Annotated in this window: 19 protein-coding genes and 1 pseudogene; 9 read left to right on the top strand and 11 right to left on the bottom strand. The window is 70.9% G+C overall.

Annotated elements, in window-relative coordinates; translation table 11 throughout:
* Positions 1 to 232: pseudogene (locus GH736_RS07605) on the top strand (CDP-alcohol phosphatidyltransferase family protein); the annotation flags it as partial.
* A gap of 37 nt (positions 233 to 269) precedes the next feature.
* Here GH736_RS07605 and GH736_RS07610 read toward each other — a convergent pair.
* Complete coding sequence (locus GH736_RS07610) at positions 270 to 665, bottom strand: hypothetical protein (protein WP_159601794.1); 396 nt, start codon at positions 663 to 665, stop codon at positions 270 to 272.
* A gap of 84 nt (positions 666 to 749) precedes the next feature.
* On the opposite strand from GH736_RS07610, the gene GH736_RS07615 reads away from it, so the two are divergent.
* Positions 750 to 2,390: an alkaline phosphatase family protein gene (locus GH736_RS07615; RefSeq protein ID WP_159601796.1), complete on the top strand. Its 1,641-nt coding sequence runs from the start codon at positions 750 to 752 to the stop codon at positions 2,388 to 2,390.
* Here the strand turns inward: GH736_RS07615 and GH736_RS07620 are convergent.
* The 6 genes from GH736_RS07620 to GH736_RS07645 form a co-directional block, all read right to left on the bottom strand.
* Complete coding sequence (locus GH736_RS07620) at positions 2,347 to 2,562, bottom strand: PLDc N-terminal domain-containing protein (RefSeq protein WP_159601798.1); 216 nt, start codon at positions 2,560 to 2,562, stop codon at positions 2,347 to 2,349. The two genes, GH736_RS07615 and GH736_RS07620, sit on opposite strands and share 44 nt — an antisense overlap.
* 101 nt (positions 2,563 to 2,663) lie before the next feature.
* Positions 2,664 to 3,269 (bottom strand): hypothetical protein, encoded by a 606-nt coding sequence (locus tag GH736_RS07625; protein ID WP_159601800.1) that lies wholly within the window; start codon positions 3,267 to 3,269, stop codon positions 2,664 to 2,666.
* Complete coding sequence (locus GH736_RS07630; RefSeq protein WP_159601802.1) at positions 3,266 to 4,159, bottom strand: endonuclease/exonuclease/phosphatase family protein; 894 nt, start codon at positions 4,157 to 4,159, stop codon at positions 3,266 to 3,268. Before GH736_RS07630 ends, GH736_RS07625 begins: the two co-directional genes overlap by 4 nt.
* Before the next feature lie 107 nt (positions 4,160 to 4,266).
* Positions 4,267 to 4,608, bottom strand: coding sequence for an SHOCT domain-containing protein (locus GH736_RS07635; RefSeq protein WP_159601804.1), 342 nt, complete (start codon positions 4,606 to 4,608; stop codon positions 4,267 to 4,269).
* Between the two features lie 37 nt (positions 4,609 to 4,645).
* A complete protein-coding gene (locus GH736_RS07640; RefSeq protein WP_159601806.1) occupies positions 4,646 to 5,086 on the bottom strand; it encodes a DUF6325 family protein in 441 nt (146 codons plus the stop codon).
* 22 nt (positions 5,087 to 5,108) lie between these two features.
* Complete coding sequence (locus GH736_RS07645; protein WP_159601808.1) at positions 5,109 to 5,501, bottom strand: SHOCT domain-containing protein; 393 nt, start codon at positions 5,499 to 5,501, stop codon at positions 5,109 to 5,111.
* Between the two features lie 206 nt (positions 5,502 to 5,707).
* On the opposite strand from GH736_RS07645, the gene GH736_RS07650 reads away from it, so the two are divergent.
* The gene (locus GH736_RS07650; protein ID WP_159601810.1) at positions 5,708 to 6,058 is read left to right on the top strand and encodes a carboxymuconolactone decarboxylase family protein; all 351 of its coding nucleotides are present in this window, start codon (positions 5,708 to 5,710) and stop codon (positions 6,056 to 6,058) included.
* On the opposite strand, the gene GH736_RS07655 is transcribed toward GH736_RS07650, so the two are convergent.
* Positions 6,055 to 8,307 carry a LuxR C-terminal-related transcriptional regulator gene (locus GH736_RS07655; RefSeq protein WP_159601812.1) on the bottom strand — a complete coding sequence of 751 codons (2,253 nt, stop codon included), beginning with the start codon at positions 8,305 to 8,307 and terminating at the stop codon, positions 6,055 to 6,057. The genes GH736_RS07650 and GH736_RS07655 overlap by 4 nt on opposite strands.
* A 174-nt stretch (positions 8,308 to 8,481) precedes the next feature.
* Here GH736_RS07655 and GH736_RS07660 point away from each other — a divergent pair, with 174 nt between their 5' ends.
* Positions 8,482 to 8,880, top strand: coding sequence for an SHOCT domain-containing protein (locus GH736_RS07660; RefSeq protein ID WP_159601814.1), 399 nt, complete (start codon positions 8,482 to 8,484; stop codon positions 8,878 to 8,880).
* 64 nt (positions 8,881 to 8,944) lie between these two features.
* On the opposite strand, the gene GH736_RS07665 is transcribed toward GH736_RS07660, so the two are convergent.
* A complete protein-coding gene (locus tag GH736_RS07665; RefSeq protein WP_159601816.1) occupies positions 8,945 to 9,682 on the bottom strand; it encodes an alpha/beta fold hydrolase in 738 nt (245 codons plus the stop codon).
* A 144-nt stretch (positions 9,683 to 9,826) separates the two neighbouring features.
* On the opposite strand from GH736_RS07665, the gene GH736_RS07670 reads away from it, so the two are divergent.
* The 3 genes from GH736_RS07670 to GH736_RS07680 are packed head-to-tail and all read left to right on the top strand — an operon-like array spanning position 9,827 to position 12,351.
* Positions 9,827 to 10,681, top strand: a complete 855-nt coding sequence (locus GH736_RS07670; protein ID WP_159601818.1) for a hypothetical protein — start codon at positions 9,827 to 9,829, stop codon at positions 10,679 to 10,681.
* 40 nt (positions 10,682 to 10,721) lie between these two features.
* A complete protein-coding gene (locus GH736_RS07675; RefSeq protein WP_159601820.1) occupies positions 10,722 to 11,516 on the top strand; it encodes a ferritin family protein in 795 nt (264 codons plus the stop codon).
* Positions 11,517 to 11,547: 31 nt separating this feature from the next.
* Positions 11,548 to 12,351, top strand: a complete 804-nt coding sequence (locus tag GH736_RS07680; protein WP_159601822.1) for a class I SAM-dependent methyltransferase — start codon at positions 11,548 to 11,550, stop codon at positions 12,349 to 12,351.
* A 77-nt stretch (positions 12,352 to 12,428) separates the two neighbouring features.
* Here GH736_RS07680 and msrA read toward each other — a convergent pair whose 3' ends face one another.
* Both msrA and msrB read right to left on the bottom strand, forming a co-directional pair.
* Positions 12,429 to 12,974, bottom strand: coding sequence for a peptide-methionine (S)-S-oxide reductase MsrA (gene msrA / locus GH736_RS07685; protein ID WP_159601824.1), 546 nt, complete (start codon positions 12,972 to 12,974; stop codon positions 12,429 to 12,431).
* Positions 12,971 to 13,471: a peptide-methionine (R)-S-oxide reductase MsrB gene (gene msrB, locus GH736_RS07690; protein WP_159601826.1), complete on the bottom strand. Its 501-nt coding sequence runs from the start codon at positions 13,469 to 13,471 to the stop codon at positions 12,971 to 12,973. The genes msrA and msrB overlap by 4 nt, the downstream gene beginning before the upstream one ends.
* A gap of 168 nt (positions 13,472 to 13,639) precedes the next feature.
* Here msrB and GH736_RS07695 point away from each other — a divergent pair, with 168 nt between their 5' ends.
* Entirely contained in the window at positions 13,640 to 13,942 is a 303-nt protein-coding gene (locus tag GH736_RS07695) for a hypothetical protein (protein WP_235933881.1), read from the top strand.
* 83 nt (positions 13,943 to 14,025) lie between these two features.
* A partial coding sequence (locus GH736_RS07700) for a cation:proton antiporter domain-containing protein (protein ID WP_203230678.1) occupies positions 14,026 to 14,722 on the top strand: 697 nt, incomplete at its 3' end.

The following is a 14,722-nucleotide window of genomic DNA, read 5'->3' on the forward strand; positions in this document are numbered from 1 at the left end:
CGGATGGATGCTTCCGTGGCTTCGCGGGCGGCTCCCGTACCGCTATTGGCGCAAGGTCGTGACGGCCGCGCAGGGAATCGCCCTCACCCTCGCGGCATCCGGCCTGATCCCCGAGGTCGCGGGTGCGGTCGTCGGCCTCGCATTGCTTCTGCTGCTCGAGTCGTTCGGTCGTGACGTGGTGTGGCTGGCGCTCCGAAGCCGGGCTCCGCGGGTCGAGGTGGGCGCGCCGTGACCGACGCACCCGGTCGTTCGAGGGGCTGGAGCCGAGATCATGCGGCCCGCTGGCTGCGGAGCACGACCGGGGTGGCGATGGCGAGGATCACGACGCCGATGGCGTCGACGACGACGGTCTGCGGGACGAGCGTGAAGTCCCACGTCTCGGTGATGCCGAACAGCCCGACGGTCAGGGCCAGCAGGAGCGCCGCAAGGCTCGCGATGGCGAAGAGCAGGCTGAGGACGGTGGCGAAGACCAGGAGCCGCCCGTGCAGTACGAGCATCCCGATCGCCAGCACGATACCTGCGATCGCGTTCAGGACGAAGAAGACGCCCAGGATGCCGCCGACGCCGTCGAAGACGAGGAACAGGTGGATCCCGCCGATCGCGGCGAGGACGATCGCGCTGAGGATCCTCAGGACCCACAGGACGGGCCGGTTGCTTGCAGTCATGTTCATACCCGCTTCCGATCGAGGCCTCCGGCGGAGCCGCTGACAATGACACGAGACAGCAGGGGCAGGGGTTCACTCGCGTGGATGCCCCGAGCACGGGATCGGGTCTCGCTGGTGGTCGCGGTCCTGCTCCTCCTCGTGGTGCCGCTCGTGCCGGGAGCGCTCGCGGACGGCGCTCCGGCGGCGCTCGTCGGACTTCCCGCGGAGTCGATCCTCGTGCTGTTCCTGTTCTTCCTCCTTCCCTGGCCTTCCGCCCGCCTCAGCGCCGCAGTCGGCTTCGCGGTCACGATCGTCGCCGCGCTCGTGCTCGCCGGCATCGACGCCGGGTACCGGTCCGTGCTCGACATCCCCTTCGATCCGCTCGACTGGCAGCAGCTGAGCGACGCGTTCGGGGTCGTCCAGGGTTCCATCGGCGCCGTCCCCGCACACGCGCTCGTCGTGCTACTCGCCGTCGTCGCGGTCGGGCTCACCATCGCCCTGTCGTGGGCCGCGCTTCGCGTGGGACGCGCGATCCGTCCGGAACGTGCGCACGGCGCGGCCGTGATCTCAACGGTCGCCGCGGCATGGGTCATCGCCGCACTGGTGGGCTTGCATCCGGTTGCCGGACAGCCGGCCGCGGCCGCCGCCTCCCTCCGCGCGATCACCGCCTCGGCCTCCCACGCCGCAGCGGGGCTCGCCGCGCTGGCCGACCTTCCCGAGCAGATCGCGACCGACCCCTACCGTGACGCACCGGGCGCCGACCTGCTGACCTCGCTGGAGGGCAAGGACGTCGTCTTCGCCTTCATCGAGAGCTACGGCGAGGTGGCCGTGCAGGGGGCCGGCTTCTCGGGGGGCGTGGATCAGGCGCTCCGCGACGGCGAGGCGCGGCTCCGCGCTGACGGCTACGCCTCCCAGAGCGCCTTCCTCACCTCGCCGACGTTCGGGGGCCTCAGCTGGCTCGCGCACTCCACGTTCCAGACGGGGCTCTGGATCGACCGGCAGCCGCTCTACAGCGCGGTCGTCCGGAGCGATCGCTTCACCCTGAGCCGGGCATTCGGGCGAGCCGGCTGGCGCACGGTCAGCGTCGTGCCCTCGAACACGGAACCGTGGTCGTTCGGCACCTCGTTCTACCACTTCGACAGCCTGCTCGACGCCAACAACGTCGGCTACCGGGGGCCGTCGTTCGGGTATGCGCGGATCCCGGACCAGTACACGTGGAAGCACTTCGCCGACCACGAGCTCGCAGGGGACCACCAGCCGGTCATGGCCGAGATCGACCTCGTCTCGTCGCACACGCCCTGGGCACCGCTCCCTCGGCTCGTGCCGTGGTCGACGGTCGGAGACGGGTCCGTGTTCGGGCCCCAGCCCGCTCAGGGGGAGTCCGCGGCCGGCGTCTGGCAGGACCCGAAGCGGGTGCAACGGGCGTACGCCCAGTCGATCGAGTACTCGCTCGACGCGATGTTCGCGTTCCTGCACGAGGCCGACGATCCGAATCTGGTGCTCGTGGTGCTCGGCGACCATCAGCCGGCGACGATCGTGAGCGGTCAGGGCGCCGGCCACGACGTGCCGATCAGCATCATCTCGAAGGACGCGACGGTCTTCGAGGCCATCGAGGGATGGCACTGGGACGACGGGATGCTGCCGGCGCCCGACGCGCCCGTCTGGCCGATGAGCGCCTTCCGTGATCGCTTCCTCGACGCGTTCAGCGCCGGCGGCCCACCACGAAGTAGCTCAGCGGACCGATGAAGTTCACGGCGATGAGCACCGCCCACAGGGCCTTGGGGCCGCGGACCAGTGCCGCGGGCCGGCGGGCCAGGTCGGTCCAGGCGGTCGCGGCGAGCGCGAGCTGCACGGATGCCGCGATGAGCATGCCCGTCTTACGGCCGCTCGAGAGCTCGTTCCAGTTCTGCGCGGGCATCTCCGACTCCCTCCTCGAGGTCGACGACATCGACCGTCTCGGGGTCACCCTAGTCCCACGGTGAGGCGACCGGTACGCCCGACGTCTCTCGGCGGCGGCGGTCATTGCGCGGCGACCGCCCGCCGCTGCTCGTCCACGAATCGGGAGTCGCCGTCGAGGAACCGCATGCCGCATCCGGCGAGCAACGCTCCGGCACCCCCGACCACGAGGTCGCCGATCGAGTCGGAGTAGCCGACGTAGATCGCCGCGTCGATGAACGTGTGCCCGAACCACTCGGCGACCTCCCAGAGCACGCCCAACGAGAGCCCGAGTGCCGTCGTGAGGAGCACGGCCGAGGCGACCGGATGACGGAGCCGCCCGGCATCCGCGATCACCCCCGTTCGTTGCAGCAGCACGTACAGCAGCGCCGCGGCGAGCCCGTTGGTCGCGAAGTGCGTCGGGATGTCCCACCACCGGACCGACAGGTAGATCTCGAGCACGCTGCTCCACGCGGAGACGAGCACGGCCACGCCGAAGGCGAGGTCCACGCTCGGACGGACGCCGAGGAGGCGCGGGAACAGCGACGCGAAGACGGCGAGCGACACGGTGAGGGCGGGGAGCGGACCCCAGCCGACGGCCGCCACCACGATGCTCGCCGCGCCGAGCAGGCGCAGCGCATCGGCGAGAACCTCGGAGCCGTCGGGTCGGCGGAGGAAGGTCGCGATCATCGTGACGCTGCCTCGGGTCGGGCCTCCGGTGCGCCGGTGTCGGGGCCAGCCGCGGGCGCCGCCCGGATCACGGCCTGCACCGGCTCGTGATCGGATGCCGCGGCGCCGTCGAATCGCACCGCGTTGATGCCCGTGCGCTCGACGACGACGCGAGGCCCGACGAGGATGAGGTCGATGCGCTTGCCCCCGCGACGCAGGCGCCGGTAGTTCGAGAACGTGCCCCACTGCGGGGTCAGGCGCTCGCTCGCCGTCACCCAGGTGTCGCGGAGCACGCCGCTCTCGGTGAAGCGCCGGTAGACCGCGGAGTCCACTTCCGCGTTGACGTCGCCGGTGACCACGATCGTCGGGCGTGGATCGGCCGTGCTCGCGGCAGTCGCCCTCGCCACCAGGTACCGCGCGGACTCGAGCCTCGATCGGGTCGAGAGGTGATCGAGATGCGTGTTGGAGGCGAGCACCCGCGCCCCGGTCGCGCGGTCGGAGAACTCGGCCTCCACGACGACGCGGCGGACGAGGTTTCCCCACGACCGCGACCCGGCGACCTCAGGAGTCGACGACAGGGCGAGCTGCCGCCACTGCCTGAGCTCGAGCCGTTCGGCGTCGTAGAAGATCGGACAGCGCTCGCCACGACCCGACGGATTCCGTCCGTTCCCGATCCACCGGTAGCGCGGCCCCAAGGCGTGGGCGACGTCGTCCACCTGGTCGGCGAGCGCCTCCTGCAGGCCGAGGATGGTGGGTTGCTCGGCGGCGAGGATGCGTCGGACGAGCGGCCTCCGTGCGCTCCAGCGATCCGGACTTCCCGGCATGACGTGGGGGAGGCGCCGACGGATGTTGTACGTCATCACGTGCAGGTCGGGCGGCGCCACCGATCCGATCAGCGCGGCATCCGTCATCGTCACAGCCTACGGCGGCGCAGGTCGGGAACGATGGGGGTTGCGCCACGACGAGAGCCGGCCGTGCATCCCCCGATGCACGGCCGGCCGTCGTCGTCGGACTCCGACTACCCGAGCAGCTTGGCCTTCGCGGCCGCGAACTCCTCGTCGCTCAGGATGCCCTGGGCCTTCAGGTCGGCGAGCTGCTGCAGTTGGGCGATGACGTCCGACCCGCCGCCAGCCGGTGCCGCCGCAGGCGGTGGCGCCGCTGCGGCCTGCTGCTGCGCGACCGCCTCGGCGGCGGCCTGCTGCATGGCGGCCTGCTGCTGCTGCGCCTCGTACTGCTGCGCCTCGTACTGCTGCTCGGCCTTCGCCTGCTGGTTGCGCTGCATGCTGCCGCTTACTGCGGTCGCCGTGCCGGCGACCACCGCGGTGCGGGCTGCCATGCCCACCAGTCCGGGTCGGCCCATCCTTCTCATCATCGGCATCGGTCTCGTCCTTCCGTGCTCAGTTCTCGGTGAGCGCGCCGGCGGCGCGCACTTCCTCGACCACGGCGTTCACGACCGGGGCCGGGATGCGCACGGAGTCGACGACGAACCCGTCGGCCTCGAACAGCCTCGAGGCCAGGTGCTTCGCCCAGGTGAGCTCGACCACGAGGAGGAGCGCCGAGGTGCCCAGCGGAAGTCGACCGCTCAGCTCCTCGAGGTCCTCGTGCGACGCGATGCCCGAGGCGGCGAGGTCGATCTCGCCGATCTCGATGCCCGCCTCGTCCAGCTCGATCCAGTCGATCTCCCCGGTCTCGGCCCGGGTCACGTAGACGAGATCGAGCAGGCGCACCGTGCCGGCGTCCGCCAGGTCGAGGATCGCGTCGAGGACGCCGGCCTTCGGGCGGTCTCCCTCGAACGCGGCGAGCACCAGCTCGACGGGCCCGAATTCCAGATCGGTCATGATTCGCCTTTCCTGCTGCCGGCTACGCGCCCTGCAGCGCCTTGGCCTTGAGGGAGTCGAACTCGGCCTGCGTGATGGCACCGGAATCGAGGAGCTGCTTGCCCTTCTCGATCTCGGCCGCCGTCGACGACGAGGAGGAGCCGGCCACCGTGCGGATGTAGTCCGCGTTCGCCGCCTGGACCTCTGCGGCGCGTGCAGCGTTCCGCTCGGCCATCCCGCGGCCGCGTGCGATCAGGTAGATGAACGCCGCAAGGAACGGCAGGAACACGAGGAACAGCACCCACAGCGCCTTGCCCCAGCCGTTCAGCGTGTTGTCCCGGAAGATGTCGATGAACACCGTGATGAAGATCCAGATGCACGCGATGATCACGTAGAACCAGAAGAGCCACACCAGGAAGTCCCAGAAGCTGTTCATACCAACGGCCTTTCATTCCGCTTGACCGGTCTCGCCGGTATCCCTTCGGACGCTAGGCCGCGACGTGACCCCTCGCATCACGCAGATCGGATGATCCTCACCGCTTCACGGCGTCGTGGGGCCGAATCATCCGATCTGCATGATGCGTGGGATCGCCGTAGGGCGTCCACTTGTGCGTAGCTTCGACGACGTGGAAGGGGGCCGCCGTGGACTACACGGACCGCCTGCGCAGGCTCGCGATCAACGACGAGCGGCTCGCGGAAGACGGCCTCGACGACGCCGGGATCGGCGTCGTCGGACTCGACGCGAAGTCGCTCGCGCTCGCCCGCATCGCGGCCCTCGTCGCGGTGGGCGGCGCCGAGCCGTCGTTCGGTTCGCAGACGGACGCCGCCGTGAGCGTGGGCGCGTCGCCGGGTGAGATCGTCGACGTGCTGGTGGGCATCATCCCGGTGGTCGGGCTTCCCCGCGTGGTCGCGGCGGCACCGAAGGTCGCGCTGGCCCTGGGCCACGACATCGACGACGCGTTCGACGACGTCGGCGTCACCCGCGGAGACTAGGCGCCGAGCAGTCCCAGCGCCATCGCACGCTCCACCGCTTCGCTGCGCGCCGAGACGCCGAGCTTGCGGTAGATGGAGCCGACCTCTGAACTCACGGTGTTGCGCGAGATGAACAGGCGCTCGCCGATCTCCCTGATGGACAGGTGCGTCTGCAGGTACGGCAGCAGCCGGAGCTCAGCGGGCGTGAGCGGCGGGCCGCCGATGGGACCCGGCTGCTCGCCCGACGTCACCGTCTCGCGGAGTCGGGCGACCTCGTCGACGAGGGTGCCCAGCGACGGACGGTGGAGGAGGATGTCGTCGATCTCCCGCAGGAGGTGCGCGGAGGTGGCACGGTCGGCGAGTGCCCAGAAGACCCTCGCGAGCTCGAGGCGCACGCGGACCGAGATGTGGGGGACGGCAGAGGTGCACGTGGGCCTCGCGCGCATCGCCCTCGTGAGCTGTCGATGCGCTGCCGGAAGGTCACCGCGGTGCACCTCGAGGCGGGCCGCTTCGACGAACGTGAGCACCGCGGTGGCGTAGTCGTGCATGTGCCGCCGCTCGATCGCCGCGAGTGCGGTCTGCACATGGCCGTCGCCGTCGGCCCACCGGCCCGCGTCCATGGCGAGCTTCGCGAGCTCGGACTCGCTCACGATGAGGACGTCGTTGTTGCCTCGAGCTGCCGCGGTCGCCGAGCACTCCGCGAAGGCGGCTGCGGCGAGCTCGTCGGAGCCGAGCAGCAGATGCGCCTGGCCGAGGAGCGCCAGGGCCTGGTCTCGCCACGGACTCCACGACGGCTCCGCCGCAAGGGCGAACTGCGCGTCCGACAAGGCCTGTTCGGGCCCTGCGGGGCACATCATCGCCCGCAGCATCGCGCGCGCGGACTCGAACGAGGCGGTTCCGTCGTCGGGCACGCCGTCGTACGACGCATGCTCCAGCACCGACGCCCAGCGGTCCGCTTCGTTGACCTGCCCGGTGAGGGCCGCGAGCCAGCCGGCGAGCACGGCGAGCGGGGGATACGCCTCGATCGCGGGGTTGCCGAGCGCGGCGAACCATCGCTGCACCGTCGTCAGCTGGCCGGCCTGGTAGGTGTCGAGCGTCACCGTCGACACGAGGTGGGTCGCCCGCGGTCGCTCCGTGGCGTCGTCGAGCAGGTGCTCGATCGCCATGGCGGGTGAGCCGTGGTCCTCGAACCAGGAGGCAGCGGCGAGGTGCAGGGGAGGGACCTCGTCGGGCTCCACGCGGCGGAGCTCCCCGAGCAGGAACTCGCGGAAGAGCGCGTGATAGCGGTACCACTCGCGGTGGCGATCCAGCGGCACGAGGAACACGTTGGCGGCCTCGAGCTCGCGCAGCATCTCCTGCGAGTCGGCACGGTCGAGCACCGCGTCGCAGAGCTGCGCGGAGAAGGTGTCGAGCGTGGCGGTGCGGCGGAGGAACCGCTGTTGCGGCTCCGTGAGCTTCGCCATCGACTCACGGTAGAGGTAGTCGGCGACGTAGCGGTCGTCCCCGGAGACGGCGACGGACTGGGCGCCGGTGTCGTGCGCGATGACGGCGGCGAGGTACAGACCGACCGGCCACCCCTCGGTGCGCTCGGCGATCATCGCCGCGTCGTCAGGACTCAGCGGCACGTCGGCGTCGGCGAAGATCGCCGCGGCGCCGGCCGCGTCCAGGGTGAGCTCGGACGTCGTGATCTCGAACGTCTGTCCCGCCGCCCGGAGCCGGGCCAGATGGGGCTGCTCCGCGCGGCTGGACACGATCACCTGCGAATCGCGTGGGACGCCGCCGAGGACGATGCTGAGCACGTCGTGGCAGGCGGGCGAGCGCACCAGGTGGAGGTCGTCGATCATGAGGACGAACGGTACGGGCGAGGCGCGCAGCGCGGATGCCAGCAGCGGCGCCGCGCGTCCGAGCGCCGACCCGCCGTGCCCGCGCACGTCGTCGGCGAGCCGTTCCCGACCGGGGGAGATGCGGGCGAACGCCGAGGCGAGCAGCGTCAACAGGGCCGCCGGGTCGTCGTCGAACCGATCGAGCGACACCCAGGCGACCGGTCGGTCCTCGAGGCGCGCCCACTCCGCGAGGAGCGTCGACTTACCGTACCCGGCGGGGGCGGTGACCCCGACGACCCGGCGCTGTGCCGCACGGGCTTCGGCGATCAGCGGGGCTCGACTGACCGAGCCACGGGCTGGGGGCTCCGGGACTGACAGCTTGGCGTCGAGCAGGAGACGATCCAGCTCGACCTCCGACGCGAGGGACGCCGGAGCTTCCTCGAACACGTTCGAAGCCTATTCATCGCACAGAGGATTGCTCAAGAGCCCGCGGACGCGGCGTGTCGGAACAGCAGGCGAACATTCCCCGCACGGGATGTGTCGCCCGCGGCGCGCGTGGGAGTAGGTTGAGCGACACGACCGCTCGGGCGGCCGCGGCATCCGACACCGTAGGAGACTTCGATGACCTTCTTGAGCAGCGTCTGGGACGTGTTCTGGTTCTACTTCATGATCTTCGCGTACATCGCGTATCTCTTCGTGCTCGTGTACATCCTGATCGACATCTTCCGCGACCACACGCTGAACGGCTGGCTCAAGGCGCTCTGGGTGCTCCTCCTCGTCTTCGTGCCGTGGCTGACCGCGATCGTGTACCTCATCGTGCGTGGCAAGTCGATGGCCGAGCGCACTGAGGCGCGGCGCAACCCGAACATCGTCGAGTACTCCGACGCCGAGGTGCGCTCGGTCTCGTTCGCCAGTCCCACCGACGAGATCGCGAAGGCGCAGGCGCTGCGCGACCAGGGCGTCATCAGCGACGGCGAGTTCGAGGCGCTGAAGGCGAAGGCACTGGGAAACAAGTTCTGACGCCGACGCGCGCCGTCGCACGGCGATCCGGCGGGCCGGTGTGACGCCCGCCGGATCGGCGTGATCAGACGGTGCCCGCAGCCGCCAGGATGGCCGACACCGCGGCATCCGGGTGCGAGACCATCGACACGTGCGAAGCACCGTCGACCTCGCTGACCGTCGAGCCGGCACGCTCCGCCATGCGACGCAGCACGGCGACCGGGATGACGCGGTCGTCGGTGCCGATGACCGCCCAGCTCGGGATCGTCTTCCACGCGGGCGCACCCGACGGCGTGACGTTCGCCACGAGCGACGCCGGACGCTGGCTGGCGACGATCGTCCACCGGTCGGCCTCTGGGAGGTCCTGCGCGAACGACCCGTGCACGACGTCGGCCTTCAGGAACACCTCCGCCGCGCCCTCGGGTGCCCCCGGGTATCCAGCGATGTCGAAGACCGTCGTCGGGTCGGCGACGGCGAGCGCCGAGCCCGAACCGTCGAGGATCTGCAGCACCGTCACGCCCTCGTCGGGCATGAACGCGTTGACGTAGACGAGCGCGCGGACGTCGCCGGCGGCGGCACCGGCGTTGGTGATCACGGCTCCGCCGTACGAGTGGCCGACGAGCACGACCGGCCCGCTCGTGCGCTGGGCGAGGAACGACGCCACATACGCGGCGTCGTCCGTGAGTCCCCGCAGGAGGTTCGGCGGCACGAGCACCGTGTATCCCTGCGCCTGCAGGGCCCTCGTCACCGCGTCCCAGCTGGAACCGTCGGCCCACGCTCCGTGCACCAGCACGATCGTCGGCTTCGTCGTCGCATCCGTCATCGTTCGTCCTCCTTCGCCCGGGCGACGACCGACCGGCGTCGCCATGGCGCAGAATACGCCGCGACGCCGGTGGTGCACCAGAGCCGAGCGCGTCCGGATCGGCAGTCGCTGGCCCCCCGCCGCAGAACCCCGTAGCCTCGGCTCATGGCGCGCTCATGGTCGACCGACTCCGACGGACCGGCCGGCTTCGACGTGCGGGAGTTCGCGAGGACCGCGCGCGGCAGCATGCGCGATCACCTCGACCTGAGCTCGTTGGCCGAAGGGCCGCTCCCGACCGAGGTCCACGACGCGCTGGCCGTGCTCGCCGTGCTCGAGGCCGCCACGATGCCGCACCTGCGCAACGTGCTCGTCACCCACACGCACAAGGACGCCCGCGTCACGGCGTTCCTCGTCACGTGGGCGTTCGAGAAGTACTGGATCGCGGATGCCCTCCGCGCGATCGTGGACGCCGGCACGGGCCCGTCGGGCGCCCCTGCGGCGTCGGCCGCGGCGAGGGCGGGGACGGCGGGGAAGGCCGGCGATCGCGGATCGTCGGGGACGGCATCCGGCGGACGCGGCCCCGTGCGACGGGCGCTGGCGGGACTCACCCAGGGCTGGGACGTCGTCGGAGCGCACCTCGCCCTGGGACTCGTCGACGACCTGGTGCTGCGGGCCGCCTACACGCGGGTGCTCGCGTGCTCCTCGGATGCCGCCGTTCACGCCTCCATCGAGCGCATCCTCGCCGTCAAGGAACGGCATTCGCGCTTCTTCGACGAGGAGGTGCGGCGGCGGCTGTCGGCATCGGGCAGGGCCGCGCGGCTCGCCCGCCGCGAGCTCCGTCGCACGACCTGGCCGCTCGGATCCGGCGCGATCACCGTCGCCGAGCGGAGCGCATTCACGCAGTTCACCTTCGGCGTCGCGCACGGCCGCGCGCTCGAGGACCTCCGGGGTGACCTCGCCGCGCTGCCCGGCATCGACGTCCGCACGGTGGCGAGCGTGCTGCGAGGACTCGCCGGCTGACGCGTCACCGGTACATCGGTCTCGACAGGAAGGGGCTCGCATGGGGTTCGACATCGACCGCTACACGGCGACCTCGGTGAGCGTGCACTGGGACGACCTCGACCTCGAGGACTTCCGGCGGCACCCGCTGCCGCCCGACTCGCTGCGCACCCTCCGGTACATGGCCGACGTCGAGTACCACACGGTCTGCTACACGAGGGACCTCCTCACCACGCCCTCGCACCGCGAGGCCGACGTCAGCGCGTTCATGACCATGTGGAACCGCGAGGAGTTCTGGCACGGCGAGGCGCTCGCCGCGGTGCTCGCCATGCACGACGTCACCGTCGACTACGACGTCCTGAAGGCGAACCGGCTGAAGCTCGGCTGGAAGGACCGCCTCGATCCCATCAAGCAGTCCGTCATGGGATCCCTCGTGGGCGCGGACTTCGTGGCCGTGCACATGTCGTGGGGCGCGGCGAACGAGTGGTCGGCGATCACGGCGTACCAGCGGATGGCGGAGCTCGAGGAGCATCCGGTGCTCGCCGAACTGCTGCGCCGCATCGCCAAGCAGGAGGCACGGCACGTCGCCTTCTACACCTCGCAGGCACGTGAGCGCCTCGCGGCGAGCTCGAAGGCGCGGAAGATCACCCGGTTCGCGCTCAGCCGGTTCTGGGCGCCCGTGGGATCGAGCATCAACACCGCCGCGGACGTGCGGCACGTCATGACGCACCTCATGAGCGGGCCCGACGGCCGTCGCGCGGCGCGCAAGGTCGACGACAGCATCAGCGGGATGCCCGGCCTCGGCGGGCTCACCATCGTGCAGGACGCGCTCGACGAGCTCGGCATCCCGGCCTGACCTCACCGGCTGGAGCGCGGTACCGTTGAGCATGGCTCATGTCGAAGCCCCCGACACGTGGGAGCAGGGTCCGGCCTACGAACGCTACGTGGGCCGCTGGAGCCGGCAGGTCGCGCCGAGGTTCCTGGAGTGGCTCCGGATGCCCGGTGGCCTGCGCTGGCTCGACGTCGGATGCGGCACCGGGGCGCTGTCCGCCGCCGTCCTCGCCACGCAGGATCCGCTGTCCGTCGACGGCGTCGAGCCGTCGGAGGGATTCCTCGAGGCCGCCGTCGGGCACCTCGGCAACCGGGTGACCTTCCACCGGGCGGATGCCGCGGCGCTGCCGCTCGACGACGCGTCGGTCGACGTCGTGGTGTCGGGCCTCGTGCTGAACTTCGTGCCTGACCTCGACGCGGCGCTCGCCGAGATGTCGCGGGTCGTCGTTCCCGGTGGGGTGGTCGCCGGCTACGTGTGGGACTACGCGGACCGGATGCAGCTCATGCGCTGGTTCTGGCGCGCGGCCGTGGAGCTCGACCGGTCGGCGGCGGCCCTCGACGAGGGCGCGCGCTTCGAGGCCTTCACACCCGAGGAGCTCAGCTGGCGATTCGCGAGCGCAGGTCTCGTCGACGTGGAGTCGGGCGCGGTCGAGGTGCCGACGCCGTTCGCGGACTTCGACGACTACTGGGCGCCGTTCCTCGGCGGCCAGGGCGTCGCGCCCGCCTACGCGATGTCGCTCGACGAGGCGGCTCGCGAACGCCTGCGCCGGCGGCTGCGCGAGCTCGTGCCGACCGAGTCCGACGGGTCGATCCGGCTCGTCGCACGGGCCTGGACGGTGCGCGGCATCGTGCCGGCCTGACGAGGACGGCCCCACGGACGCGAACGGCCCCGGCGGACTCGTGTCCGCCGGGGCCGTCGTGTCAGCGACCGGTGAGCCTACGCCACGGGCTCCGCGCTGCGCTTCGGCAGCTTCCAGTCGGGGCGAACGTAATGGCACGTGTAGCCCCACGGCATGCGCTCCAGGTAGTCCTGGTGCTCGGGCTCGGCCTCCCAGAACGGGCCGGCCGGCTCGATCGTCGTGACCACGTCGCCCGGCCAGATCCCCGACGCCTCGACGTCGGCGATGGTGTCACGTGCCACCGCCTCCTGCTCGGGCGACTGGGGGAAGATCGCCGAACGGTAGCTCGTGCCGATGTCGTTGCCCTGCCGGTTGAGGGTGGTCGGGTCGTGCACCTGGAAGAAGAACTCGAGCAGGTCGCGGTACGACACCTTGGACGGGTCGTACACGATCTCGAGCGCCTCAGCGTGGCCCGGGTGGTTGCGGTAGGTGGCGTTCGCGTTCTCGCCGCCGGTGTAGCCGACGCGGGTGTCGATCACGCCCGGGCGCTTGCGGAGCAGGTCCTCCATGCCCCAGAAGCAACCGCCGGCGAGGACGGCGGTCTCGGTTCCGGGAATGCGGGTGACGTCGCCTGGGGCCGTCATGATGCGTCCTCCTTCTCGGATGCCGCGCTCGCGGCGTCCGTGGTCGTACTGGTGGTGGGGAACAGCGAGCGGTACCGGCCGTATCCCTCGGTCTCGAGCTCCGACGCCGGCACGAAGCGCAGCGCGGCGGAGTTCATGCAGTATCGCAGGCCGCCGGCCTCGACGGGCCCGTCGTCGAAGACGTGGCCGAGGTGGCTGTCGGCGGCCGAGGAACGCACCTCCGTGCGCTTCATCCAGAGCGATCCGTCGACCCGCTCGGTGACCGCGTCGGGCTCGATCGGCCGGGTGAAGCTCGGCCAGCCCGACCTGCTGTCGTACTTGTCGGTCGACGCGAACAGCGGCTGGCCCGAGACCACGTCGACGTAGATGCCGGGCTCGTGGTGGTTCCAGTACTCGTTGCGGAAGGCGGGCTCGGTGCCCTCCTCCTGCGTGACCTTGTACTGCTGCGGGGTGAGGCGGGCGACCGCCTCGGGAGTCCTGCGGTAGTCGTCTGACACTTCGTTCCTCCTTCACGGGCGTCGCTGGCTGCGGCGCCTCGACGCGGACACCCTGCGGTGTCGTGACGTCATCAGGTAGAACCGGTCCGAGCGTCGCCCTGTTCCGCATCCCACGCCTCCCCGCTGTGACTTCGCTGTGAGCGCCGATGCCGGAACGCCGACGTACGATTGGAGCACGCCGGCCGGGGCGCTCTGGAAGGAGCAGCACTGGCCACCACCTGGCATCCGATCCTCGCCGCGACCGAACCCGAACCGGGCCGGTGGCGGCTCGTCGACAGCACCGGACGGGAGTACGGCACCGTCACGATCCTGCGCGTCGACGGCGCGGTGCGCTACCGCGCGGAGTTCGGCGGGCGCCTGCTCGGCTGGGGCACGACGCTGCGCGGCGCGTGCGAGCGCGTGCACCAGGAGTTCGTGCGGTCGCACGGGCCGAGGGAATGGCCGGGCTATCCCGATTTCCGCGCCCGATGACCGGCACGTCGCGACCGGATGCCGCGTCGCGCCCCGTGGGGTGATGCGCCAGACTGGCGGGCAGGTGTGTGGGGAGGAGCCTCGTGGAACTCTTGATCGTCGCCGTGCTCGGACTGCTCGGCATCGCCGCGGCGACCGCCATCGGCCCCAAGCTCGGGTTCTCCGCACCGCTCGTGCTCGTGGTCGTGGGCATCCTGGTGAGCTTCCTGCCGTTCGTGCCCGACATCGAGGTCGACCCCGAGTGGATCATCGCCGGCGTCCTTCCCCCGTTGCTGTACTCGGCCTCGGTGTCGATGCCGTCGATGGAGTTCCGACGGGAGTTCGGGGCGATCAGCGGCCTCTCGGTCGCGCTGGTGGTCGTGAGCTCGGTCGCGCTCGGGTTCCTCTTCTGGTGGCTGGTGCCGGGGGTCACGCTCGCCGCGGGCATCGCCCTCGGGGCCATCGTCAGCCCCACCGACGCCGTCGCGACCTCGATCGTCAAGCGCGTCGGAGTGACCCCGCGCGTCGTCACCGTGCTCGAGGGCGAGAGCCTCCTGAACGACGCCACGGCCCTCGTGCTGCTGCGCTCGGCGATCGCCGCGACCGCCGCGACCGTGACCTTCTGGGACATCGTCGGCGACTTCGCGTTCGCCGTCGCGGTGGCCGTCGTGATCGGGTGGCTGGTCGGACGGGCGAACCTCTGGGTGCGGTCACGGGTGACGGATGCCACGGTGAACACCGTCATCTCGTTCACGGTGCCGTTCCTCGCCTCGGTGCCGAGCGAGGCGCTCGGGGCATCCG

It is taken from the genome of Agromyces humi (assembly GCF_009720255.1).
GTDB lineage: Bacteria > Actinomycetota > Actinomycetes > Actinomycetales > Microbacteriaceae > Agromyces > Agromyces humi.